22 protein-coding genes are annotated in these 22,979 nt (G+C 52.6%); 10 read left to right on the plus strand and 12 right to left on the minus strand.

Features of this window, described 5'->3' with window-relative positions; genetic code table 11:
* Positions 1-2: 2 nt before the first annotated feature.
* Positions 3-1,553, minus strand: a complete 1,551-nt coding sequence (gene glgA, locus ACO0LO_RS12485; protein ID WP_422964546.1) for a glycogen synthase GlgA — start codon at positions 1,551-1,553, stop codon at positions 3-5.
* 844 nt (positions 1,554-2,397) lie between these two features.
* On the opposite strand from glgA, the gene ACO0LO_RS12490 reads away from it, so the two are divergent.
* The 3 genes from ACO0LO_RS12490 (at position 2,398) to ACO0LO_RS12500 (ending at position 4,544) form a co-directional block, all read left to right on the plus strand.
* Positions 2,398-3,012: a 2-hydroxychromene-2-carboxylate isomerase gene (locus ACO0LO_RS12490; RefSeq protein WP_422964547.1), complete on the plus strand. Its 615-nt coding sequence runs from the start codon at positions 2,398-2,400 to the stop codon at positions 3,010-3,012.
* Positions 3,009-3,710 (plus strand): SDR family NAD(P)-dependent oxidoreductase, encoded by a 702-nt coding sequence (locus tag ACO0LO_RS12495; RefSeq protein ID WP_422964548.1) that lies wholly within the window; start codon positions 3,009-3,011, stop codon positions 3,708-3,710. The genes ACO0LO_RS12490 and ACO0LO_RS12495 overlap by 4 nt, the downstream gene beginning before the upstream one ends.
* Positions 3,711-3,971: 261 nt before the next feature.
* Positions 3,972-4,544 carry a TetR/AcrR family transcriptional regulator gene (locus tag ACO0LO_RS12500; protein ID WP_422964549.1) on the plus strand — a complete coding sequence of 191 codons (573 nt, stop codon included), beginning with the start codon at positions 3,972-3,974 and terminating at the stop codon, positions 4,542-4,544.
* 127 nt (positions 4,545-4,671) lie between these two features.
* Here ACO0LO_RS12500 and ACO0LO_RS12505 read toward each other — a convergent pair whose 3' ends face one another.
* A complete protein-coding gene (locus ACO0LO_RS12505; RefSeq protein WP_422964711.1) occupies positions 4,672-5,532 on the minus strand; it encodes an oxidoreductase in 861 nt (286 codons plus the stop codon).
* A 172-nt stretch (positions 5,533-5,704) separates the two neighbouring features.
* Between ACO0LO_RS12505 and ACO0LO_RS12510 the strand changes: the two genes are divergently transcribed.
* Entirely contained in the window at positions 5,705-6,616 is a 912-nt protein-coding gene (locus ACO0LO_RS12510) for a LysR family transcriptional regulator (protein WP_422964550.1), read from the plus strand.
* 460 nt (positions 6,617-7,076) lie between these two features.
* Here ACO0LO_RS12510 and ACO0LO_RS12515 read toward each other — a convergent pair whose 3' ends face one another.
* Positions 7,077-8,084: a LysR family transcriptional regulator gene (locus ACO0LO_RS12515; RefSeq protein WP_422964551.1), complete on the minus strand. Its 1,008-nt coding sequence runs from the start codon at positions 8,082-8,084 to the stop codon at positions 7,077-7,079.
* Between the two features lie 279 nt (positions 8,085-8,363).
* On the opposite strand from ACO0LO_RS12515, the gene ACO0LO_RS12520 reads away from it, so the two are divergent.
* The 3 genes from ACO0LO_RS12520 (at position 8,364) to ACO0LO_RS12530 (ending at position 10,406) form a co-directional block, all read left to right on the plus strand.
* Positions 8,364-9,110 carry a nitroreductase gene (locus tag ACO0LO_RS12520; protein ID WP_422964552.1) on the plus strand — a complete coding sequence of 249 codons (747 nt, stop codon included), beginning with the start codon at positions 8,364-8,366 and terminating at the stop codon, positions 9,108-9,110.
* A 62-nt stretch (positions 9,111-9,172) separates the two neighbouring features.
* Positions 9,173-9,712, plus strand: coding sequence for a DUF4863 family protein (locus tag ACO0LO_RS12525; protein WP_422964553.1), 540 nt, complete (start codon positions 9,173-9,175; stop codon positions 9,710-9,712).
* A gap of 136 nt (positions 9,713-9,848) precedes the next feature.
* On the plus strand, positions 9,849-10,406 hold the full coding sequence (locus tag ACO0LO_RS12530; RefSeq protein ID WP_422964554.1) for an NADPH-dependent FMN reductase: 558 nt from the start codon (positions 9,849-9,851) through the stop codon (positions 10,404-10,406).
* Here the strand turns inward: ACO0LO_RS12530 and ACO0LO_RS12535 are convergent.
* From ACO0LO_RS12535 to ACO0LO_RS12555, 5 genes are all read right to left on the minus strand, one after another.
* Positions 10,378-11,979 (minus strand): methyl-accepting chemotaxis protein, encoded by a 1,602-nt coding sequence (locus ACO0LO_RS12535; protein WP_422964555.1) that lies wholly within the window; start codon positions 11,977-11,979, stop codon positions 10,378-10,380. The genes ACO0LO_RS12530 and ACO0LO_RS12535 overlap by 29 nt on opposite strands.
* Before the next feature lie 14 nt (positions 11,980-11,993).
* Positions 11,994-13,349 carry an MFS transporter gene (locus ACO0LO_RS12540; protein ID WP_422964556.1) on the minus strand — a complete coding sequence of 452 codons (1,356 nt, stop codon included), beginning with the start codon at positions 13,347-13,349 and terminating at the stop codon, positions 11,994-11,996.
* Positions 13,350-13,540: 191 nt separating this feature from the next.
* A complete protein-coding gene (locus ACO0LO_RS12545; protein ID WP_422964557.1) occupies positions 13,541-14,806 on the minus strand; it encodes a Rieske 2Fe-2S domain-containing protein in 1,266 nt (421 codons plus the stop codon).
* Positions 14,807-14,822: 16 nt separating this feature from the next.
* The gene (locus tag ACO0LO_RS12550) at positions 14,823-15,143 is read right to left on the minus strand and encodes a non-heme iron oxygenase ferredoxin subunit (protein ID WP_422964558.1); all 321 of its coding nucleotides are present in this window, start codon (positions 15,141-15,143) and stop codon (positions 14,823-14,825) included.
* Positions 15,144-15,265: 122 nt separating this feature from the next.
* The gene (locus ACO0LO_RS12555) at positions 15,266-16,501 is read right to left on the minus strand and encodes an NAD(P)/FAD-dependent oxidoreductase (protein ID WP_422964559.1); all 1,236 of its coding nucleotides are present in this window, start codon (positions 16,499-16,501) and stop codon (positions 15,266-15,268) included.
* A 318-nt stretch (positions 16,502-16,819) separates the two neighbouring features.
* On the opposite strand from ACO0LO_RS12555, the gene ACO0LO_RS12560 reads away from it, so the two are divergent.
* Together ACO0LO_RS12560 and ACO0LO_RS12565 are read left to right on the plus strand one after the other, a co-directional pair.
* Positions 16,820-17,257, plus strand: a complete 438-nt coding sequence (locus tag ACO0LO_RS12560; protein WP_422964712.1) for a carboxymuconolactone decarboxylase family protein — start codon at positions 16,820-16,822, stop codon at positions 17,255-17,257.
* A gap of 176 nt (positions 17,258-17,433) precedes the next feature.
* On the plus strand, positions 17,434-18,117 hold the full coding sequence (locus ACO0LO_RS12565; RefSeq protein ID WP_422964560.1) for a MarR family winged helix-turn-helix transcriptional regulator: 684 nt from the start codon (positions 17,434-17,436) through the stop codon (positions 18,115-18,117).
* A gap of 166 nt (positions 18,118-18,283) precedes the next feature.
* Here the strand turns inward: ACO0LO_RS12565 and ACO0LO_RS12570 are convergent, their stop codons facing one another.
* The 4 genes from ACO0LO_RS12570 to ACO0LO_RS12585 form a co-directional block, all read right to left on the minus strand.
* Positions 18,284-18,817: a TetR/AcrR family transcriptional regulator gene (locus tag ACO0LO_RS12570; protein ID WP_422964561.1), complete on the minus strand. Its 534-nt coding sequence runs from the start codon at positions 18,815-18,817 to the stop codon at positions 18,284-18,286.
* 52 nt (positions 18,818-18,869) lie between these two features.
* Complete coding sequence (locus ACO0LO_RS12575; protein ID WP_422964562.1) at positions 18,870-20,093, minus strand: MFS transporter; 1,224 nt, start codon at positions 20,091-20,093, stop codon at positions 18,870-18,872.
* 182 nt (positions 20,094-20,275) lie between these two features.
* Entirely contained in the window at positions 20,276-21,049 is a 774-nt protein-coding gene (locus tag ACO0LO_RS12580; protein ID WP_422964563.1) for an SDR family NAD(P)-dependent oxidoreductase, read from the minus strand.
* 273 nt (positions 21,050-21,322) lie between these two features.
* Positions 21,323-21,817: a winged helix-turn-helix transcriptional regulator gene (locus tag ACO0LO_RS12585; protein ID WP_422964564.1), complete on the minus strand. Its 495-nt coding sequence runs from the start codon at positions 21,815-21,817 to the stop codon at positions 21,323-21,325.
* Positions 21,818-22,100: 283 nt separating this feature from the next.
* Here ACO0LO_RS12585 and ACO0LO_RS12590 point away from each other — a divergent pair, with 283 nt between their 5' ends.
* The gene (locus tag ACO0LO_RS12590; protein WP_422964565.1) at positions 22,101-22,928 is read left to right on the plus strand and encodes an enoyl-CoA hydratase/isomerase family protein; all 828 of its coding nucleotides are present in this window, start codon (positions 22,101-22,103) and stop codon (positions 22,926-22,928) included.
* Positions 22,929-22,979 lie beyond the last annotated feature (51 nt).

Genomic DNA, 22,979 nt, shown 5'->3' on the forward strand with positions numbered 1-22,979 from the left:
CATCAGGCGATCCGGTTTTCGCTGGACCGGCGTTCGATGATGTGCGTGGCATTTGCAGCTGCCGGCATCAGCGATGCGCGGAACAACTCTGCCGCCTCCGGTTGAGCAATCTCCGCATACATGCGTATGTAGCGCGATACCGGCTCTTTCCACGAAAAGTCGCACATCATTGCATCTGTCTGCATGCGTTTCCACACGGCCGGCTGAATGGACAACTCAAGGGCGCGCGAGACCGCTGCATGCACGTCCTCCACTGACTCTCCATCAAACAGGATGCCGGTAGCGCCACGATCGACCGCACCTTCCAAGCCCGCATCTACGACGGTGTCGCACATGCCGCCCACGCGGGAGCAAACCGGGATAGTGCCGTACAGCATGGAGTAGATCGGCGTCAGGCCAAAGGGTTCAAAGCGGCTGGCATGCAATAATATGTCGGCACCGGCATGCAAGGCATGTGCGGTGTCTTCATCGTAGCCTATGCGTACGCCGACCCGGTCGGGATAGTTGGCAGCCAACTCCAGAAACTTCTGTTCATACTGGTGATCGCCGCAACCCAGCACGGCGAGCTGCATAGTGGGATGCGCTTCGAGCAAGGCCGGCAAGGCATCCAGGACCACATCGGCCATTTTCTGGTGCGTCATGCGGCTGCCCAGCGCGACGATGCGCGCGAAGGGCTGCAACGGCAAATTAAACCGCTTTTGCAGATCCCGCTTGCAGACGACCTTGCCGCGTATATCGTCATTATTGTAATTTTTGGCGATCAGCGTATCCGAGCCAGGGTTCCACAACTGCAGGTCAACGCCGTTCGGTGTTGCCACCAGCGCGTCCTTGCGCTGCCTCAGCACACCGTCCATGCCGTTGCCGAAGCGTGGCGTCAATATCTCTGACGCATACGTTTCACTGACCGTGGATATCCTGTCCGCGTAACGGATGCCGGCCTTCATGAAGCTGATCTTGCCCCAAAACTCCATGCCGTCTTCGGACACCATTTCAGAAGGAATGCCGAGCTCCGGCGCCAGCTCCGCGGAATAGTTGCCCTGGAATGCCAGGTTATGGATCGTCAGCACCGTACCGATGTGATGAAGACCCTTGGCTTTCAACAGCGCTGGAATCAGGGCTGCATGCCAGTCGTTGGAATGAACGATATGCGGCACCGGAAAACGCGTCTGGCCGGCGCAGATTTTGACGGCCGCATGCGCCAGGGCGGCAAAGCACACCGCATTATCATCAAACTCATTGCCGCTATGGTCGACATAGGGGTTCGCGCTGCGCTGGTTGAACTGCGGGGTATCCAGCAGCAGCACCGGGATGCCGGTATCAGGCATGTACCCTTGCAGCAGCTCGCCTTTACCCCCGGGAAGATCGCTCAGATCGGCAACTTTGCGCAGGCCGCTGGCGCCGCGCAATGCAGCCGGATAGCCCGGCAACAATATAGTTGCCTCTACGCCTTGCTCTTCGAGCGAAAGCGCCAGCGCAGTAATCACATCCGCCAATCCGCCCGTTTTCACCAGCGGAACAGCTTCGGAACTAACAAGGAGTACACGTGGCCGCATGATATTTTCCCTTTAAAGATTTATCGTTTTCTAAACTGAAAGCAAAATTAATTTAATAGCACTTTAATTTTTCTACGGTTAGGCCGATATCAGCAGCGGTCACGCAGCACTGTAAGACAACACTGACAGTTGTTAAAATTAATCGAAGAAGTTCGCTGGAATGTTCCTGACGCTGGCCAGGCTCACCGCAACTGAGCAAGCAACGGCCCCAGCAACGACAGGGCGAACAAGGGATTTAAGTCCGTGGCTTGGAGTGATTTTTGGACGAGAAGCGATCTTCGATTGATCCTTCTCCGAAAAACGTGGAGGCCAACTTGTTTTGTAACGAAGCTTTGCAAACCACCGCATAGGGAGTCGGGTCTGACTCAAAACGCTATGTTTAGCTTGCGCGAAGTGCCTTCCTCTCAGTTGCGTGAACTTCTCCCGTGACGACAGAGCTGGAGCTTGCCCGGGCAGCCTGGTGCGCCGCGAATGACGCGTCATGGCAGCAGCTATTTCTGGCAAAGGCCGAGGTCGATGCTCTGGCAAGCTTAAGCCGGCTCAAGGCGGCACGGCCAAATTACATAAACGGACAAGTCAGGCCGCTCACGTCGTGCACCCGGACTATCCTTACGCATCGACCATCAGGGAAACCGGCAAGTAGCAAACAGGATGACAATATCGTTCCTGAAAATCTCTGTGATGAGAATTTAATTTAACGTCCACAATCGAAATCATTGCCTGAAAAAAATATTCCTAAAAAACAGGATGATGATATGATTCCACATCAGGATGTCAATTAACATCCTGATGAAGATAACGAAATCTCTTTTTTTATTATATTTAACTATACTGGGGACTTAAATTGAGCGTTGACTATATCTTTGATTACAGGAGTCCGTTCTCGTATCTGGCAAATAGCCAGCTGTCCACGCTGGATACGAAGGTCAACTTCATGCCGGTCGATATCATCGAAGTGATGAAGCTGGTCAATAACCAACCTTCGACACTGTGCCGGTCCAAAGCCAAATATGCCGGTCAGGATGCGATGCGCTGGGCCAGGCATTATGGCAGCAGCTACGCGCCAAACAGTGCACTGTTCCTGGCAATCCGCGAAGGGAAAGTGGATGGTTCCTTATTATCCAGGGCTGGTTTGGCAGCACAGAAATTGGGAATCTTCTCCAAAGTCCACGACGCCCTTTTTAGCGCCGTATGGGCCGGCACGGACCAACTGGCGACAGAAGAAGACCGTCTGCAATTCCTGGAAAAATTAGGCTTGCAGGACTCAGGCCTGTGGCAACTTGCGGATGACGCGTCAATAAAGAAAGAGATGGCCGAGCAGGTCCAGGTGTCCGCTGACCGTGGCGTCTTCGGCGTTCCTACCTTTATCTTGCAGAATGAGATGTTCTTTGGAAACGATCGCCTGGATTTCCTGCGCGACCGCCTGACCAACTCTCCAGAACTTCAGGAGGCCGTATGAGCAACAAACTTGCCCTCGTCACCGGTGTTGGCCCGGGAACCGGACTGTCGATTGTAAAGCGCCTTGTACATGGAGGCTACGATGTGGCGATGATCGCGCGTAGCGATGAACGGCTTCGCGATTTCCAGAAATCCATTCCAGGAGCGAGCGCGTGGGCGGTCGATGTTACCGACGCCGACCAGTTTGCAATAACACTGGACCAGATTCATGGTCAGCTTGGCGCACCTGAGCTCGTCATACACAATGCAGTCGGCGGCGTATTTGGGAATTTTTTGACAATCGACCCTGCTGTACTGCAAAGAAATTTTCAAACCAATGTCATGGCATTCTTGCAGCTGGCCCGGCATGTGTCTCCAGCCATGATTGAAGCAGGTAAAGGCGCAATCATCGCGTCGGGAAATACTTCCGCATTAAGAGGCAAGAGTAATTTCGCCGGATTTGCCCCCACCAAGGCAGCCCAGCGGATATTGGCGGAATCAATGGCGCGCGAACTGGGCCCTAAGGGGATACATGTCGCCTATCTCGTCATCGACGCGGTAATCGATCTTGACTGGACCCGGAAGATGCGGCCCGATGCGCCGGATGACTTTTTCATCAAACCGGAAGACATCGCCGAGGAAATCTGGCATCTGGCGCACCAGCCAAAAGGGGCCTGGTCCTTCAATGCCGAAATTCGCCCTTCCAAGGAGACCTGGTAGCCCCGTATCGCCGCGGCGGCTGTCAACATCCGGTGCATCTGAAAAAACCTTGAACTGTCTTTATACCTCGCCTTTCAGATGCACACCTTTACTTTACTAAAAATGAAAGCTCATCTGTTCGCCAAACGATGTCAACTAAAGAGGACCAACCGTCAGGAATACAGCGGACATTCGCCTGTAACGGTACAATGACGCGATTCAAGCTGCGGCAGCGGCAGCGGCAGCGGCAGTATCGAAATCTTCAAAGGATACGAGAACAATATGGGCCATTCCCAGGCAGACAAAGCGGCAACGCATGAGCGGATCATACGTATCGCCGCACGCCTCTTCCGCGAGGATGGCCTCGATGGCTTGAGCGTTGCCAATATCATGAAAGCGGCAGAATTGACCCACGGCGGATTCTATAAACATTTCGAATCCCGTGATCAGCTTGTTTCCGAAGCTCTTGCTTTCGCGTTGCAACAGGGCAGGCAGCCCCGGGGCGATCCCGACTCCAATAAGCCGAAAGCGAGTTTGGAATCTGTCTTAAAAAATTATCTTAGCGAAGCCCATAGGGACGAGCTCGGCACTGCTTGCGCCGTAGGCGCCTTGGTCAGCGATGTCGCAAGAGCGAACGAAGATGCAAAAGATCTGTACACGGCCCAGGTCAAAAAAAATCTGGACTCTCTTGAATACCTGATTGCCAGCGAAGATGAGAACGGGCGCATGAAGGCCATGGTGGCCTACAGCGCCATGATTGGCGCTGTAGGCCTTTCACGCGCGGTGTCGGATGAAAAGCTCTCCGGCGAATTGCTCAAGCTTGTGCGTAAATACCTGGTTACTGAATTCGGCTGACAGGATCGCATCTATTTATCGCAACGCAGACCTAGCCCCCCGGAGCAGACTGCTGACCGGGTGCGCTCTTCCGTGGCGCTTTTTCGTGGCACCCTACGCCGCATCAACCCATCTCCTCCCAAGATTTTTACATTGCATTCAACGCCGCTAACGTCGCCGCGTCAAGTTGCAGTGCGCCCGCTGCGACATTCTCGCGCAGATGTGCTACCGATGAGGTGCCTGGAATGACCAAAATATTCGGTGAGCGCTGGAGCAGCCAGGCCAGCGCCACTTGCATAGGCGTGGCGTGCATCGCTGCGGCGGCCCGCGTCAACACATCCGACTGCAGCGGTGTAAACCCACCCAGCGGAAAAAACGGCACGTAAGCAATGCCTTGCGCCGCCAGCGCGCCGATCAGGGCATCGTCGCCGCGATAGGCGAGGTTGTATTGATTCTGCACACAAACGATATCGGTAATCTGTTGCGCCTCCGCCACCTGCTGCGCGTCGACATTGCTGAGTCCAATGTGCCTGATTAACCCCTCCTCTTTCAGACGCACCAGCGTCGCGAGTGCCTCGGCGATCGACGATCCATCGGGCCCGGCCACGCCAGGTGCACGCAAATTGACTACATCAAGCACCGACAGCCCCAGGTTGCGCAGATTGTCGTGGACAGCTTCACGCAATTGTTGTGCGGATGCTGCCGGCACCCACGACTGGTCCGCTCCACGCAAAAAGCCAATCTTGGTCACGATGGTCAGCTTATCCCGGTACGGATGCAGCGCCTCGCGAATGATTTCATTGGTGACGTGCGGCCCATAAAAATCCGAGGTATCGATATGGTTGATGCCAAGTTCAATGGCTGCTCGCAGCACCGCTACAGCGGCGGCACGATCCTTGGGAGGCCCCCATACATGCGGGCCGGCCAGTTGCATCGCACCATAGCCCATGCGATTGAAGTGGATGTCGCAATGGGCCGGTGTGAATTGATCAAGGGAAGGGATATACATGCTCATAAAAACTCCTGGGTGGATGATTGACCGGGAAAGATCCGCCGCGCTCCGGGTTCGCAGTGCAGTGGAAACGGCATGGACACATGATAGCGAAGACAGTACTGTGTGATAATCGGGGCAATGCCGCACAGCTTGTACGAAATTCCGCACAATGAAAAGGAACCCGCCGATGAATACCGACATTCATTCCATGGCCGACCTGTCCACCTTTGCCCTGGTTGTGCAGCACCGGGGATTCCGCCAAGCCGCACGCGCCAGCGGGCAATCCGCCTCCGCGCTGAGCGAGGCCATGCGTCGGCTGGAGAACCAGCTCGGCATCCGCCTGCTGCTGCGCACCACCCGCAGTGTGACGCCGACCGAGGCCGGAACATTGCTGTTGAGCCGCCTGCAGCCCGCCCTGAACGAAGTCGCCGGCGCGCTCGACGTGTTGAATGAGCTGCGCAACAGCCCGCGCGGCACGCTGCGCCTCAACGTGCCGGTGAGCGCCGCGCGCTTTTTCCTGCAGCCTATCATCGAGCAGTTCCTGAATGCATACCCGGATATCGTGCTCGATATTGTGGTCGATAATAATTTTGTCGATGTCGTCGCCAGCGGCTGCGACGCCGGCATTCGCTACGGCGAACGGCTTGAGCAAGACATGATCGCGGTTCCTATCGGCCCCCGCACGCAGCGCTTTGCCTTGGCTGCTGCGCCGGCTTACCTCGCACAGCGCGGTAAGCCGGCGCACCCGCGCGATCTGTTGCAGCACGCCTGCCTGCGCGGCAAATTCTTGAGCGGCGCCATCTATCAATGGGAATTCGAGCGCGACGGCCAGACCTTGAGCTTCGAACCCAGCGGCCCGTTGATCTTTACTCCTACTGTGGCAGATCTGGCGGTAAGTGCCGCCGTGGCAGGACATGGCATCATCTACCTGTTTGAGGAATGGCTGGCGCCATACATGGATGCAGGCCAGCTGCAACCGATATTGCAGGACTGGTGGCTGACTTTTCCGGGGCCGTTTTTATACTATTCGGGACGACGGCACCTGCCCGCGCCATTGCGCGCGTTTGTGGATTTTATTCAGGCACCGGTTGCTGGCTGAGGCGATCTCCAGACCTCCTCGCTCAACAGGCTTACGCCTATGCCGCAGGAGTCAGCATATCCATACGGTCTTGACGCCAGCCTCCATCGCGGAATTAGGTTCGCCCTGCCCATTTCAAAGTCTTATTCGTGGCGCCCAATCATGAACGCCACTCGAAGATTCAAGTCCCTGAAATAGGGAGGCAGGTCACGTCGACGAAAGCATACCCCAGAGTGCAACGCAACTCGGGCGGTGTCGTAAAGTGCCACGAAAAGTGAGACCAGAAGAGCCCAAAATGGTATGTTTCAAGAAAAATTGCCACAGAAGTTGCGACTGTTTGCCGTGAAAGATGAAATTTTATCCAGTCTTGCCAAGGAAGATGAGATTTTTCTACCCTAACAGTTTTCGATAGGAAGCAAGTCCAGCTGACTTGCCCGAGTAAAATCAACTAAAGGGGTATGAGGAAATAAAGATGGGAGCTTCATACTGAACCAAGGTTGCTTGCCGTAACGCCTTTAATGCCAATGGCAATCTCTCCCACCAGCGATCTGAGCCAGCATTGCGCCGGATCAATGTCGTTATGCGAGTGCCAGACAATATCCATACGCTGGGAAGAGACCTGATAAGGCAATTCCTGAACAAGGATAGGATAAGTCTTCGAGAACACTTCTGCTAGCGGCCGAGGCACAATGGATAGCAAGTTACTGTTCTCGATCAACATAGGAATTACCAGAAAATGTGGAATGATGACCTGCTTGCGCGGCGTCAATGTGATCTCCTGTAAGGCATTTTCTAAGGCAAACCGGTCATACATCTCAGACTGTCTAGCCAGCCCTCTTTCCAAAATAAATCCCTTTACGGCGCCATCCTCTTCGCCGCCAAGCGACACTACTACAATTGAATGGCGAGAAAGATCTTCCAGGTTGATTTTTCTAGTGGCAATAGGATGTTTCTTCCACATGATCAAAACTTCGTCCTGTTGTATTAACAGCTGCGACCGCAAACGATCCGGGATGCTGCGAAACATTCCGATCGCTATATCGATGCGCCCAAGGTCGATTTGCTCTGCCAGGTCAAGGCGCGTGGAAGGTCGTATCACGAGATCGATACCAGGAGCGACTTTGGCTAATACCTGATTTAGATGTGGCATGAGAATCGCGGAAGCGTAATCGTTCGCCGCAACCGTAAATGATCGGCGCGCCGTCGGTGCATGGAACGGAGAAGCCGCGCGCGCGAGAGCGCTGCTCATGCTTTGAAGGGCCGTCCGCAACGGGACGCTGATTGAAAATGCGTAATCGGTTGGCGTCATGCCCTTGCAGGTCCTGACAAAAATTTCCTCTCCCAGACTTTCCCTTAGTCGAGACAACGCGTGACTCAACGCCGATTGACTCAGCCGTAGGCGTTGGCTAGCACGAAGTACGCTGCGCTCCTCCATCACGGCATCGAAGACGCGCAAGAGATTCAAATCAATTCTATCAAAGGGGATCATTTGAAACAGCCTTTCAAGTTTTACTCGTCATATCGAATTGACTATCGCCAACGAAAAAAGCAAACAGGCAGTATCGCATTGCTAGCAACTGCCCTCGTATTGAAATTTGTGCATATCGGATATGCAAAACGGTCCCTTCCAATTTGGTATTCATCATGCGAACATCCCTTCATTACAGATAGGCCCTTGAATCGCATGGTCAACTCACTTCACCATATATGTCACTCACGTTTAGTTACCGGCGGCCTGATAAATTAAAAATAAAATTGGAGATTAAGCATGGATTCCTTCCTTCTATTCGATGACCCCGAGCTTGCCGAAGGTGGACAGAAAGAGAGCCATTTGCGCGATGCAGTCGACAGCGTCATGCACGGCAGAAAAGCGGTTAGAAGCTTTCTAAAAAAGCCGGTAGAAAAAAAGTTAGTCGCCGAAATTCTGGAAATAGCGCGAACTGCGCCAAGCAATTCAAACACGCAGCCTTGGCGTATATATGCTTTAGCGGGAGAACCAAAGGAAGCGCTCAGTAAGGCGCTCTGCGAGGCCCATAGCAATCGCCCAGATGAATACACGGCCTGCTACAAGCATTTTCCCGATGTGCTTGGAGAAAAATTTCTCGCACGCCAGAACAATTACGCAGAAACATATTACAGATGCCTTGGCATCGAAAGATCGGACCAGGCTGCTCGCGCGGCCCAAACAGGGCAAAACTTCCTATTTTTCGGTGCGCCAATTGGGTTCATCTTCACCATAGAGAACACTCTTGAGCGGGGAAGCTGGCTAGACTACGGCATGTTTCTTCAAAGTATTATGCTCGCGGCGAAAGCCCGAGGCCTTGATACTTGCCCCCAAATTTCGTTCGTGAAATACCACGAGATCATTCGAAAAAATCTGCCAATCCCCAACAACGAAATAGTCGTCTGCGGCATGTCTCTGGGTTACGCCGATCCTGCGAAGCGTGTGAATTCTCTTAGCCTGCCGCGGGAACAGATTGAATCATTTACGTCGTTTTTCGGATTCGAGCAATAACTTGTACTTCACAGCAATTCACTTGTAACAGCTAATTCAACATCTAACATACGAGGACTAACGTGAATAACCGCGATGAACTTATCAAGCATAGCATCGGCTTTCTTGAAGGAATCAAGAATATGACAGCAGGTACCAGCGTCGAAGAGTGGCTGAACCAGACCTATGGACCGGGAAGCTTTCTGTATGACCGGCTAGCAGATCTGATCAAGCTAGGCATCCAAGAAGGCTGGGCCGCTAACGTCGAAATTAAAGGGCAACGATATCGGCGCAGCCGAATCTGCGAACCCTCCGCGGAAACACTTCATTTCAGTATCACTGCAGTCTATATGGATAGCTGCAGTAACGATCCCGAGGAAACTTTTCGAGGCGATTATCATGCCCACCCGTATGGTGAATTGAACATGGTTATCCCGCTCAACGACGGCGCCATGCTTGGTGGTCCGAACGGCTGGTGCAGTGCGGGATGGACGGCGCCCTCACCGGGCAGCCATCACTATCCAGAGGTCAAAGGAGGCGCGGTGATTGCCCTGTTCTTCCTGCCCGCGGGCCGTATTTCGTACGACATCCAGGCACCGGAACAAGTCGCAGCGCTGGCCTAACGTCCAGCTCCACAAGGTCATGGGTACACCCTCTTGGGGGGGGTACCGCCATCAATTTTCGAGCTATCGCGCATCTCAGCCGACTACCCATTTACGAAAATACCACTCAACCAGCGTCACTTCTTATCAGGCAATTATGACAAATAAAATTCAAATACTCGGCATCGCAGGCAGCCTGCGCGCAAATTCCTTTAATCGATCTCTGCTTAAAAATGCACAAGAGCGAATGCCAGCCGATGCCGCTCTTGAAATCTATAGCCTGGACGACTTACCTGTCTATAACCAGGATCTAGAACAGGCACTACCTTTAAGCGTAGAACGCCTGAAGGCCGCCATCGCTCGCTCAGATGCAATTCTCTTTGCCACACCAGAATATAACTATTCCATCCCGGGCGTCCTAAAAAATGCCATTGATTGGGCTTCGCGTCCGGGCGGCGCCAGCGCCTGGGCAGGCAAGCCCGCCGCCATCATTGGAGCGACCGCAGGGACCCTTGGGACTGCTCGTGCGCAATATCACTTGCGCCAGATACTGGTCGCACTTGATATGCCGACGGTCAACCAACCTGAGGTAATGATTGCCGGGAGCAGAGACAAGTTTGATCCAAGCGGCCATTTGCATGATGAAAAAAGCATCCAGATCCTCGATGCCTTACTCAAAAAATTTATCAGCTTGGCGCACGCTCATGCCAGGTAATCGGCATTGATTGATAGGCCTTCGCAGAGGCGGGGGCAAGACGAAATACATTCACCAGGTTATTCAGTGCCGCAGCCTGATCCTTCATGGATTGTGCCGCGGCGGCAGCTTGCTCTACAAGGGCCGCGTTTTGCTGGGTAACCTGATCCATCTGCACGATTGCCTTGCCAATCTCACCAATTCCCGCACTCTGTTCACGGCTCGCTACGGTGATTTCGGCAACAATATCCGTCACCTGTCTGACACTGTCCACCACAGTCGCCATCGTTCTGCCCGCCTGTTGCACCAGACGCATCCCTGCGTCAATAGTTTCACCTGAATTGCTGATCAATGCCTTGATCTCCCTCGCTGCAGCTGCAGACCGCTGCGCGAGATTGCGTACTTCCGACGCCACCACCGCAAAACCTCGTCCCTGCTCCCCCGCCTGAGCGGCCTCCACAGCGGCATTCAAAGCAAGAATATTCGTTTGAAAGGCAATAGCGTCGATGACGCCAATGATATCGACAACCTTTTTCGAGGATGCATCAATTCTGGTCATCGTCTCTACCACCTGGTCGACCGTTTTTCCGCCTTCGATTGCGACTTGCGACGCGGATTCGGCCAACTCGCTGGCGTGCCGGGAATTGGCAGCATTATGTTTAACAGTAGCGGTCAATTGTTCCATTGCCGAGGCTGTTTCTTCCAAAGAGCCGGCCTGCTGTTCCGTACGTTTGGAAAGATCGAGATTGCCCGCCGCAATCTCAGCCGATGCAACGCCAATGGTTTCTGCACTGAAGCGCACCCTGGTGACAATATCGACCAATCCATTATTCATATTCCGCAATGCCCCAACCATGCGTCCGGTTTCGTCCTGTGCCGAATATTTGATCTCGCGGCTTAAATTGCCCGTAGCGACTGCGTGTGCAAATTGCGCTGCCTCATCAAGCGGCAAGGTAATCGAACGCGTCACTCCATATGCACAGGCAATTGCCAGAAAGATAGCGGCAACTACCATACCTACTATCAGCGTGAAGCTATTATGGTACTGCGCGCTTATTTCCATGCTGCTCTTGTTCATTAACTGCCCGCCCAATATGGTCATCTGCCACATACCGTCCCTGAATGCATGGATGTCTTCGCCTAGCGAACCATGTAGCAGAACAGTAGCAGCCTTGCTATCGCCCGTGCTGACCAACTTCATGAATTCATTCAGTCCCACGGAATACTTGGCATCTTTGTCGCGCAAAGCAATATACATTTCCTTGCCCTTGGGAGAACTGAGTATTTTCCCTACTTGCAATAAATTGTCATCATTTTGCTTTTTCAGATCAACCATGGCCCCTAACTCTGCCTTGATCTTTGCCGGATCATCATCGATCAGCGCATTGCGCATCGAAATTTCCAGCGTATCCAGGCTCATGATTAATTTATTAAACGCAACAGACTTTGGGTACAAATCCGAACTCATTAAGCCAGCAGCCTGGTCCAGAGCATTCATCCTGATGAGAGCGATCACTGCCGTGCCGAGAAAAAGAACGATGATGGCACCAAAACAAATCGCCAGCCTCAGGCTGATTTTGAGATTTTTAAACATCGTGGCTCCCGATTCTATTCTGCGACCGTCGAGGGTCGGATCGACTGAACAAATAAGGCTATTCCAGCAATGGAAGATGGAATCGCCAGCAACGCTAGAATGTGGCCGATGCTATACCCCGCACTTAGAAGGGGCCCACCCGAAAATGCGCCGACGACACCGCCGAATCTGCCTACGCCCAGCATCCAGGCAACACCCGATGCCCGTGCCCGCGTCGGATAATACGACGATGCTAGCACCGGCATTGACGTCAACGCGCCAGCTAGAAAAACACCAGTCGTAAAAATCAGCCAAGGCAATGCCTCTATGCTTGCAAGGCTATATCCGGTAGCCCAGACGAAACAGCCTGCCAGTAGAAAACTGACTGCAACGACACGATAGGAATTGACCTTGTCCATCAGCCAACCGCAGATAAGAGGGCCGAGCCCCGCTCCCAGGGACAGCAATGCGGTCATCAAGGCCGCCTGTTTTACGCTGAAGCCGGCTTCTCGCATAAGGGTCGGCATCCAGCTCGTCAAAAGATAATAGACGACGAGCCCCATGAAATACGTCAGCCACAACAAATAGGAACCGACCCGATATCGCGGACTGAATAAAATTGCCAGAGGCGCCTTGCCTGCACCAGCGTCGTATGGAGGGACCGTATAGCCTGCAGCCGGTTCTTTGAAATCTTTGCTGATGCGCTTTAAGACCTTCGCTATCTGCTGGGTAGGATTCCCGTTCACTACCATGAAACGGATCGACTCAGGCATCGTCAACAGTACGGCTGTCAGTACAATAGGTATCACACCGCCGACGATGAAAATGCTTTCCCAGCCAAAATTCGGGATCATCCACGCTGCGGCAAATCCGCCTGTAGACGCACCGAGAGTAAAGCCGCAGAACATTAGATTGACCAGCAGCGAGCGATGCTTTGCCGGAGAATACTCTGACAGCAGTGTCACTGCATTCGGCATCGCCGCGCCCAGCCCCAGGCCGGTCAGTAACCTGAGTACAGTGAGTTCCGCCATCGAGTCGGCATAGGCGCTTACCAGCGTACAGATGCCGAAGAACAGAACAGAGCCTAGAAGAATGCGCTTGCGACCGAATCGATCACCCAGCGGTCCAGCCACGAGTGCACCCAGTGCAAGACCGACCAGGGCCGCACTAAAAAGAGGCCCCAGCGCAAGTTTCGAAACGCCCCATTTTGCCGCCAGCACCGGCCCCACATAACCCACCGCGACAGTATCGAAACCGTCAGCTGCAATGATAAGGAAACACAACAGCATAATCCACCATTGCAACAGTGAAAATTTACTTCTATCGATAACTGCAACAACGTCTAGGGGTTCGCCGGCCGGGTCCGGTTCAAAGGTAGTTGAACTGTGCATGATTTGTCTCTTTTATAGTTTAATAATGAAGCCAATCCTCATGCCAGACCGGCATTGGACGAAATAGTGGCAAAACAATTCTGACAGACGGATGCATTGCCAGGAAATGATCTCTTTGCACTAGTGAATTGAATACCGTGCATCTGCAATGCACCCGCTGTCTTCGGATGCAGAATGGGTCAGGGATTCGATTATTCGATTTCGCCAGCTGCTGCGCGTTCCCGGTAATGCTCATCGGTCATGACGGTATTCCAGCAGCTTGTCTCAAGTGCGTGGTTTTCCGCTTCATCGCGAATCAAGTTTGTAGGCTCCTTGCCGCTCCGCATGTCACGAAGGAATTCACGATATGTCCTGCGTAGCATGGCAACGCCCCTATCGGACTTTCCAAGATTTTCAAGCGCATGTATGGCGATCGGTCCTATCGATTCAGTGGCTTCCAGATCATCCGGTTCTCGTTGTGCTTCCAGATACGGACGTTCGCGTTGGCCAGGACGGAACGGGGTTTTGGTCCATGTACCCGGCATCCAGTCTGCTATGGGTTCACCGTCGGCGCCCTTCGGCCACGCAACAATACTCATGCCTCGAATATGCTCATCGTCGACCGGCACACACCAGCTCATTTCAGTTGCCTTTTCACGCCAGATTGGCTCATCGCCGTGGCGATGGATATTCGCCACCAAATGGATGTTCGGCAGAATGACTTCCGTGTGTCGCTCCAGCCAGTGACCGTTCGGCAGTCGCTTGACAAGGTTATAGCGCTGTCCTAACTTCGTTTTTTCCCATGATATCTTTGGAGCAGCTTCTCCTTCCTTGTCGCTCAGCACACTGTTGAACTGGTCGCCGCTGATCAAATTATGGAGTTGGGTAAGATGCCATGGGTCTTGTTGATTTTCGAAATGCTGCAGCCAATTACAGTCTCGTACGAATCCGATTGCCCTGTCGTCCCATAACCGCATGCCTCGTAATACGACGTCATCCCGATGACGCGTATCAATAATGTCGAGCATCGGAAAAAGCGGAGCGGGTATATCCGGTGGTCCCATATAAATGAACACAAGGCCGCCAAATTCCATAACAGGATAGGCCGGATGCTGGATGTCCATCTTTTCACAAAATTCTGCCGTCTCGCATGGCATCTCAACGCATTTTCCTTCGGTGTCGTATAGCCAACCGTGATAGCAGCAGCGCAGGCCACGCTCTTCGATGCGGCCGAATTCAAGCGAAGTTCCGCGGTGTGAGCAATGCGGCTCCAAGGCGCCGACTCGCCCTTGCTTGTCTCGAAATGCCACAACCTCTTCAGCGAGGATCATGATTTTGACTGGTACGTCTTTGAGATCGTCACTCAAGCAAAGTGGTTGCCAGTAGCGGCGCATAAGCTCCCCCATCGGGGTGCCGGGTTTGATTGATGTAAGTTCGAGGTCTGGGCCAGGTACGACGCGGCCATATGCTGATTTCATGATGTCGTCTCTTCTTTCAGGAATGTTTGCGGAGGTAGATTTTTTTGTCTTCGATGCGGGTGTCAAACGGGAGGACGTCACGTGTCGCCGGACCACGGGTGCATTTACCGGTTGGGATATGAAATAGTGCCCCGTGCAAAGGACATTCAACATATTCACCGTCGATAAATCCCTCGGACAGGAGCGCATCGGCGTGAGGGCAGATGTCTTCGATCGCGTGCAGTGTGCCGTTGATTTTATAAACGCCTACTGCGACACCTTCTATCTGCACGGATATCGGTACCTCTTCGCTTACGGCATCAAGTTTTGCCGCATAAACCCATTCGGATGGTTCCACGTTTTATCTCCTAATAAATTATCGATTTCGTTCAAAAAATTGTGATGAATGCTGCCGCCGGTTCGCGACGTCGTTGAAAACATGCGGGGAAGGCGGCATTTCCCCTCTAGCTTCTTCTGTCGTCAGGCAGAATCTGTTGGAAATGCCGAGAACTTGAATTCCGGATTGCCGAGATCGCAGTCTCGTACCGCGATAGCACTTTCGATCAACCGTCGACTCATGCGTAGCTCACGCGCTGCGTTGACGCCGATTGCACTCATTACCTTGTCCCCATCAAGCAAAAATGTAATGTGGGCATCTTTTCGGTCGAGATTGCGACGCACAGTCCGATGATGCGATTGTGGCCATCCAAATATCTGCAGGTTGATATCATGCTGGTCGGACCAGAACCACGGAAGGGGGTCATACATGACGTCCTGGCCAAGAGCGACCTTGGCAGCAATGACCGCCTGGGCGGTCGCGTTCTGCCAGGATTCAAGGCGAATGGGCCGACCGGCCCAGCGATTGGGCGCTACCGCAACGTCGCCGGCCGCTAGCACATCTGGATCGCTCGTAACGCAGCGGTGATTTACCAGGATGCCGCGATCGCATTGCAGGCCTGCCTCGGCCGCGACTTCATCGTTCGCTAGCAGGCCAGCGCCAAAAACAACCAAGTCGGCGGTTAAGAATTTTCCGTCCGAGATATTCAGACAAAGTGATCTGCCGAAAGACCCAATCGCGCTCACCTCCGAATTCAGGCGAACATCAACACCTGCCAAGCGATGCAATTCCAGCAGATATGCCGACAACTCGGGTGGAAGCATGCGCGTGCAAAGCCCGTTCACCCTCTCAAGCAAGACAACCGATTTCTCCATGGTACGCGCCGTTGAGGCTACTTCAAGCCCAATCCAACCACCACCGACAACACATATTGTTTGGGCGGTCTGCAAGCCTTTATGCAAGCGAACACAGTCATCGAGTGTTCTTAACGTATAAACTCCCGGCAGATCCATGCCGGCAACCTCGGGGCGCAACGCGCGCCCTCCTGTGCAGAAAATAAGCTTTCCGTAGGTAAGTGTTGATTGATCCGATAACACAATTTCTTTTGATCGAAGATCAAGCGACTGGCCACGCACGCCTTTTCGCCAAGTAAGCGACAGTCCATCTAACAGCGCGCTGTCAAATATTTGAGGAGAAGTTGAAATCGGCTGCTGTAGCAGAGCCTTCGACAAAGGGGGCCTTTCATAAGGCGCATGGAGTTCTTCGCTCACCAACGTGACCTCTCCTTCATACCCCTCATCCCGAAGTGTTTTTGCGGCCCAGATACCTGACTGACCACCACCAAGAATTACCACTGAAGATGGTTCTTTATTATTCATATCGCCTCCGAATATAGGTAGTACACGCCCTAAATATATGTCGTATACTACGCATTGTCAACGCACTATACGCAGCCCAATCTTATTTGTCGTATAGGCGGAACTAAACATGGGAAAAGTTTTTTCGACCGGCGGGAACCTCACAACCAGGCTAGGAGGGTGCCATCACTGCCTGCGGTGAGTTTTTTCCAGAAGCGAACAGTAAGCGCCTAGAGCGACGTCCCGTCTTCACGCATTGAGAAAACATGGCGGGACAAACAAGCAACAACAGGCTTTGCGCAATGCAACGCTTTGATTCATCAACCAGGAGAAAAAATGATGGGAACAGATGTGCAGCAATCCGACTACGAGGCAGGCCTACGCACTCGCCGGAGAGTGCTGGGGGACGAATGGGTCGATAAGACGCTGACCAATAGAACGGAATTTAATACCGAGTTTCAGGAACTAATCACTCGCCACGCGTGGAACGATGTCTGGGGCCGTGATGGGCTTTCGGAAAAAACACGCAGACAAATTGCCATGAGCATGATGCTTGGCATTCGCGCCTATGAAGAGTTCTCACTGCACGTCCGTGCCGCGCTTGATGCCCCGCTTGATTCAGGGCTCACACCAGATGAAATCAAAGAGCTCATCATAATGGCCGCAACGTATTGCGGCGTGCCTGTTGCAAATCACGCCTTTGGATTGGCCGGCGCCATACTTGCCGAACGGAAGCGATCAAAACATCCGGAAGCAGATTCGAGTCTGCAGGACTAATTGACCCGAGTTGGAAATAGCATCGGTATTCAAGCGGGATGCAAGCATTTTTTGTTCGGCCACGCTTCCTGACTGGTTGCTTTTGGCGACAAGGCCACGAGATTTGATATTTGGTGTTTTTACCCACTTAGATTGAATATAACCTTAGCACCGGCAATCGAGATACAATTTTGCTCATGAAAAAATCCGACATAAAGAATTTCTCATCTGAACGCTCCTCCTCTGCAAAAAAGCAGACAAACTCTAGCAAGAGTGGGGAAAGGCAGGTTTCCGGTAAAGCGTTGGTCGAGACGTTTGACCTACATAACTCTCCGGGCCATTTGCTGCGACGTTGTCATTCCCGGGCGCGTGCCATTTTTGATGATTTGATCGGCCGTGAAACAGGCCTGTCCAAGCAGCAGGTGGCGCTGATGGTAACAATCTCTCACACGCCAGCGGCGACGCATGCCCAATTGTCGGAAGAAACAGGTTTTGACCGCAATACTCTGGCCGATACTATCGATCGCCTTATTTCGAAGGGCCTAGCCGTACGCGAACGGTCCGTCAGAGACGCGCGCGCCTACGAAATACGACTCACCGAACAGGGGCAATTGCAGCTGGAAGACTTGATTCCTCTTAGCTTTGAGGTCCAAAGAAAGATTGTTGAGCCACTTCCGGAAGCGTCGCGCCAGCATTTTATTGAGTGTCTACAAATACTGGCAGGCATCTCCGAATCTGAATCACCCGCCGTCGCAGCGGATATGACCACAAGTACTGCTGTAGGGTCAGCCCCTATTGATGCCAGGAAAGTGCCACGGGTAATGAAAGAAATCAAACCAGCGTTAACTCCCAAAAAGCGGAATGACGGCATGCGCAAATAACAGCGCCTGTCTCGCATCATTACCAATGTCCACCGGAGGCCGAGAAGTGCCTCGTACATGCTTATTGCCGGCTGCCATCCCCGTGGAAAATAGGCCACCAGAAACACGGAAACAAAATCAACGGCGACATGATTTCCCTATTTTCCGTGTCATATATTTGATCGACCTACAAGGTCTCACGGTTGGCACTCAGTATTTCTTCGGCAAATTCCGGGTCGTCGACCAAACGTGCAAGTACGAGCGCGCCCACCAAGGTCGAAAAGGTGGCGATGGCGGTGCTGCGGGTTGGTAAGCCGGCGACAGCTGTTAGCCCAACGAGCTGGTCAATTGTGTATCGCAGCCGGTCGGTCATTTCATGCCTCGTTTCAGCGGACTGAGGTGAAGTATCGCCTGCCAACGCCGCAAACAGGCATCCGTCGGTACGGTTTTCTACATGGGCAATACTTAGATATTTGCGAAAGTTATCGGCAATAGATTCGGCGATATATTCCTTCTGTTGCCCCGCCGAGTGAAAAATTGCCTGCGCCATGAGGTCTTCCCTCGACTGAAAATGCCCATAGAATGCCCCGTGTGTCAGGCCAGCGTCTTTCATGACATCCGCCAGAGAGACCGCCCCGAATCCCCGATTTCGGAAAAGCCGAGCAGCCGACGCAAGAATATTTTGTCGGTTCCTGGCAACCTGATCTCGAGTCACCTTCATATCGTTTCCTCTGAATGAGTTGGGCAGCTGACGTTCACGCTTCAGGGCGCCTTCACTTCAATGGAATTCTGCGCGGCAATGGAGAAAGTGCGTCGTCTTTTCGTTTCATATTTCCAATGAAATATACCGTGATTACCGCCAGCGAAAGTATTAATGCACCCAGCCACATCGAGCTTTGAAGATTGACACTATTCACCGCGACCCCACCCGCAAATGACCCTACACCAATTGAAAGTTGAAATACGCTCGTATTCATTGCCTGCGCCGCCTCAGGGGTCTCTATCGTGGCATCGTATAACCAAAGCTGCGTGCCTACTGGAGCCATGCCCCACGAGAGCGCCCACATCATTAAGGCCGCCACTACTACAATAATATTGCTCGCGAATGCGGCAACCATCAGTAGCGAGACTAAAAATATCCATACCGTCGCTACGATGGTTTTTTGCAGATTACGGCCGGCAAACGCACCGCCGACAAAGTTACCGATAACAGTGACAACGCCGTAAGCAAACAGTACACCGCTGAGCATCCCTGCATCGAAGCCTGCCGTCTTCTCCAAATAAGGCGTGATGAATGTGTATCCCGCATATTGCCCACCTACGATAAAGACAACGGTCAGCAAAATCGCGCGAACTCTGGGCACACCTAACAGGCCAAAGAAATGCCTGACATTGACTCCACGTCTGCTTGCGATTTTCGGCAAGAAGGCCAGCTGAAGAAAGAAGCACACAATCGCGAGAACAGACGCCCCTAAAAAACCTATACGCCAGTCGAAATGAGTACCGATATAGGAGCCAGCAGGTACAGCCACCACCGAACCGATTGATATTCCCGCAAACACGATTGACGATGCTGCATGGACTTTTTCCGGTGGAACCAGCTTTGCCGCAGCAGTAATGGATATCGCCCAAAAGCCCCCTATTGCTATTCCGAGGATGATGCGGGCAACCAGTAGAACTGCAAAACTTTCAGCTTGCCAGGACATAATGCTGGATATGATGAGCAAGAGGGTAAGTCCAAGCAAGACGCGTTTTCTATCGATTTTCCCTATTGCTATTGCCGTTATCGGCGCGGCGATGAAACCCAAAATGGCCGTTGCCGTTACTGCCAGACCCGCGGTTCCTTCCGTAATCCCGAGATCTCGGCTTATGCCGCTGAGCAGGCCCACGGGCAGAAACTCTGTCACCACCAGCGACAATGCACCAAGAGCGATAGCGAAGACCCCCATCCATGACTGTGTGGGTGCTTCAACTGAAATATGCGAATACGCCGTCATTACTGCTTCCTTATTTGAGAATGATTGGTGCTGAATTGTTTAAAAAAATACCGCACAATCGATATGCGGAATCAATGACTCGATCAAAGGCGTATGCGTCTACAAGGTGATGAAGATGAACCTACGAACTCGCACTGCACCGTCAAATTTTCCAAGGCGAAGAAATTTATCGCCTGGCATGACTACACCAGATAAACCGGCGCACCCAACGGTGCGCCTGTCGCGCCGCCATCCACAACGATCTCTTGCGCAGTGATGTTGGCCGATGCAGCGGATGCAAGGAAAAGGACCGTGGCCGCGACTTCATCTGCTTCGCCGAGTCGGCCCAAAGGAATCTTGTTACGTAATTTGAGTTCAAGTGCTTCCATTGCACGTGGATCCGGAGCCACTGCATCCCAGATAGGCGTGCGTGTTGCACCTGGTGTAACCTGGTTCACGCGAATACCCTTTGGAGCGAGTTCCGCAGCCAGAACACGGGTCATTGAACGAACGCCTCCTTTGGTCGCTGCATATGCCGACCAGCCCGGCACTCCTTGCGTGGCATGTACTGAACCATTCAAAATCACTGAAGCGCCGTGGTTTAAATAGGGCAGGCTGGCTTGTACGGTGAAGAAAACGCTCGTGAGATTTGTTGCAACGATGCGGGAAAATTCGTCTGCCGTGCCCGTCGCGAGCGGCGTCATTGCCGCCATACCTGCGTTTGCAAAGAGAATATCTATCGATCCGAGCTCACTCGCAGCTGCAGTGACCGCCGCTTCAATCGACGCTACGTCGGTGATATCCAGCAGAAAGACAGAGAGGTTTGGCCCCAGCTCTTGGGCAGCCAAATCCAGCGTGGCGTGATTCCTTCCAGTGATCGCTACTTTTGCACCAGCTGCGATGAACTGTCGCGCTGTCGCCAGCCCGATACCACTGTTGCCGCCTGTGATTAATGCGTTTTTTCCTTGAAGGTTCATAAGTTGCTCCCGGTTTGTTGTTGATCGAGGTCCAATTTCGACCTTTTGAGTAAAGCGATTATAAATAGTTTAATAACGCAACCAGATTGGGGAAAAAAATTGCCACTTTAGTGTACCTAACTACCCCATTCGGACGAAAAAATAAACAAATGCGAGAAGAGCGGGTGCGATACAGCAAAATGTTTCATCATCTGTTCACCTGGTGAATAAACCGCCCCACTAAGATGGACCTAAACCCCGCCCGCATCAGAATATTGGTGCGCCAGAAAGCGTCTATGCACGTGCGGCGGTCTTGCGAGTGGTCGAGGGTGACGCTTCAAGAATGACGTTCTTGGGCATGAACACATCGTCTTGATGCAGCTTTCGCCCATCTTCTGATTTTAGCTCCAGCTTACGCAAGGGTCGCATTCTTTTTGCATCCAATGGAACAGATTCTTCCTCATTGGGCTCATATAAATATTCAGCACCCCACTGGCCCAATGCGACAAGCACAGGCAAAAGCGAACGCCCCTTTTCAGTCAATTCGTATTCCGAATAAGCACTTCCATCCGAAGCTGGTACGACGGCAAGTATCCCTTCTTCCGTCATCGCCTTGAGGCGAACAGTCAGGATGTTCTTGGCCAATCCCAAGCTTTTCTGAAATTCGCCAAACCTGCTTACTCCAGCCATCGCATCACGAATAATCAGCAATGACCACCAGTCGCCAATAATGTTGAGGGAGCGCGCGATAGCACAAACATCTCCATCCAAACTCTTTCTCTTTACCATGTCCACATCCTTGAAGAATACCTAGGGTATGGTTTGAATAGTAGCACATTTGGTTTCTTTTTTAAACCTCTTTAGTTTCGTAATAAAACCACAATGCCAGCCGGTCGCATTTTTGGAAAGCATGCAGCGCATATAAATTCGCCTTTGTTTTGCGTCAAAAAATACTAGTTGCGTTATTAAACTAAGTTTGGTACGCTTAATGTGGTTTCATAATAAAACCACTTGATGAATCTCATCAAACCGCATTCAACCCAATTTGGCTATCGAGCAAAAGGAATTAATCATGACTACCCACAAACGACTCCGCATCACAGAAATAACGCCTGCGTATTGGCGCGTCACGATCGGAAATCCACCGATCAACCTGTATGACCCGGAGATGTTCGCCGAGTTACGCGTGCTGATGGATCGCATTGAAACCGACGAAGAACTGAAGGTAGTGGTCTTTGACAGCGAGAATCCCGACTATTTCGTCGCCCATTACGACCTAGTCCGCGGCGAGGTTATTCCGGATATGCCAGGGGCCGCAAAATTTGGAGAGTGGCCGAATTTCGTAACTCGCTTGGCGCAATCTCGCGTCGTCAGCATCGCCTCGTTGCGGGGCCGCGCCCGCGGGCATGGAAGTGAACTTGCACTCGCTTGCGATATGCGCTTCGCCAGCTTGGAAAAGGCGGTACTTGCACAAGTAGAAGTCAGCGTCGGCGTAGTACCTGGCGGCGGCGCTACTGAATGGTTATCCGCTCTGGCCGGCCGCTCGCGTGCTCTTGAAATCATTACCGGGTCCGATGACTTCGATGCTGCGACGGCAGAAAAATACGGTTGGGTAAACCGAGCGATACCAGATGCTGAGCTGGACGCATTTGTTGATAACTTCGCGCGTCGCGTGGCGAGCTTTGACAAACGCGCATTGGAACTGGCGAAAAAGCTGGTGAATTCGCGTGCCGGCGTACCATCTGATGCTGAGCGATGGGAATCAAACCATGCATTTATAGGCACCACCACCTGGCCGAATACGCAGCGCCTGATTGCTTCGCTGCTTGAGAAAGGCTTGCAACAGGAAGGGGATTTTGAGCTGCGTCTGGGCCATCACGTCGGCAATTTGAATAAATAATCGGCCCTTCGCCATAGAAGTCCAACAGCGCCGCAACGGCGCTGTATCTGT

The sequence above is a fragment of the Undibacterium sp. TJN25 genome, assembly GCF_049339885.1.
In the GTDB taxonomy this organism is placed as follows: domain Bacteria; phylum Pseudomonadota; class Gammaproteobacteria; order Burkholderiales; family Burkholderiaceae_D; genus Undibacterium.

Excerpts from the sequence above, each read along its gene's own strand:
- ACO0LO_RS12545 (WP_422964557.1), bottom strand. The coding sequence starts at position 14,806 with ATGAAATCAGCATATGGCCGCGTCGTACCTGGCCCAGACCTCGAACTT.
- ACO0LO_RS12510 (WP_422964550.1), top strand. The coding sequence starts at position 5,705 with ATGAATACCGACATTCATTCCATGGCCGACCTGTCCACCTTTGCCCTG.
- ACO0LO_RS12560 (WP_422964712.1), top strand. The coding sequence starts at position 16,820 with ATGGGAACAGATGTGCAGCAATCCGACTACGAGGCAGGCCTACGCACT.
- ACO0LO_RS12555 (WP_422964559.1), bottom strand. The coding sequence starts at position 16,501 with ATGAATAATAAAGAACCATCTTCAGTGGTAATTCTTGGTGGTGGTCAG.
- ACO0LO_RS12530 (WP_422964554.1), top strand. The coding sequence starts at position 9,849 with ATGACAAATAAAATTCAAATACTCGGCATCGCAGGCAGCCTGCGCGCA.
- ACO0LO_RS12500 (WP_422964549.1), top strand. The coding sequence starts at position 3,972 with ATGGGCCATTCCCAGGCAGACAAAGCGGCAACGCATGAGCGGATCATA.
- ACO0LO_RS12520 (WP_422964552.1), top strand. The coding sequence starts at position 8,364 with ATGGATTCCTTCCTTCTATTCGATGACCCCGAGCTTGCCGAAGGTGGA.
- ACO0LO_RS12580 (WP_422964563.1), bottom strand. The coding sequence starts at position 21,049 with ATGAACCTTCAAGGAAAAAACGCATTAATCACAGGCGGCAACAGTGGT.
- ACO0LO_RS12565 (WP_422964560.1), top strand. The coding sequence starts at position 17,434 with ATGAAAAAATCCGACATAAAGAATTTCTCATCTGAACGCTCCTCCTCT.
- ACO0LO_RS12585 (WP_422964564.1), bottom strand. The coding sequence starts at position 21,817 with ATGGTAAAGAGAAAGAGTTTGGATGGAGATGTTTGTGCTATCGCGCGC.
- ACO0LO_RS12515 (WP_422964551.1), bottom strand. The coding sequence starts at position 8,084 with ATGATCCCCTTTGATAGAATTGATTTGAATCTCTTGCGCGTCTTCGAT.
- ACO0LO_RS12495 (WP_422964548.1), top strand. The coding sequence starts at position 3,009 with ATGAGCAACAAACTTGCCCTCGTCACCGGTGTTGGCCCGGGAACCGGA.
- ACO0LO_RS12570 (WP_422964561.1), bottom strand. The coding sequence starts at position 18,817 with ATGAAGGTGACTCGAGATCAGGTTGCCAGGAACCGACAAAATATTCTT.
- ACO0LO_RS12505 (WP_422964711.1), bottom strand. The coding sequence starts at position 5,532 with ATGTATATCCCTTCCCTTGATCAATTCACACCGGCCCATTGCGACATC.
- ACO0LO_RS12540 (WP_422964556.1), bottom strand. The coding sequence starts at position 13,349 with ATGCACAGTTCAACTACCTTTGAACCGGACCCGGCCGGCGAACCCCTA.
- ACO0LO_RS12590 (WP_422964565.1), top strand. The coding sequence starts at position 22,101 with ATGACTACCCACAAACGACTCCGCATCACAGAAATAACGCCTGCGTAT.
- glgA (WP_422964546.1), bottom strand. The coding sequence starts at position 1,553 with ATGCGGCCACGTGTACTCCTTGTTAGTTCCGAAGCTGTTCCGCTGGTG.
- ACO0LO_RS12535 (WP_422964555.1), bottom strand. The coding sequence starts at position 11,979 with ATGTTTAAAAATCTCAAAATCAGCCTGAGGCTGGCGATTTGTTTTGGT.
- ACO0LO_RS12575 (WP_422964562.1), bottom strand. The coding sequence starts at position 20,093 with ATGACGGCGTATTCGCATATTTCAGTTGAAGCACCCACACAGTCATGG.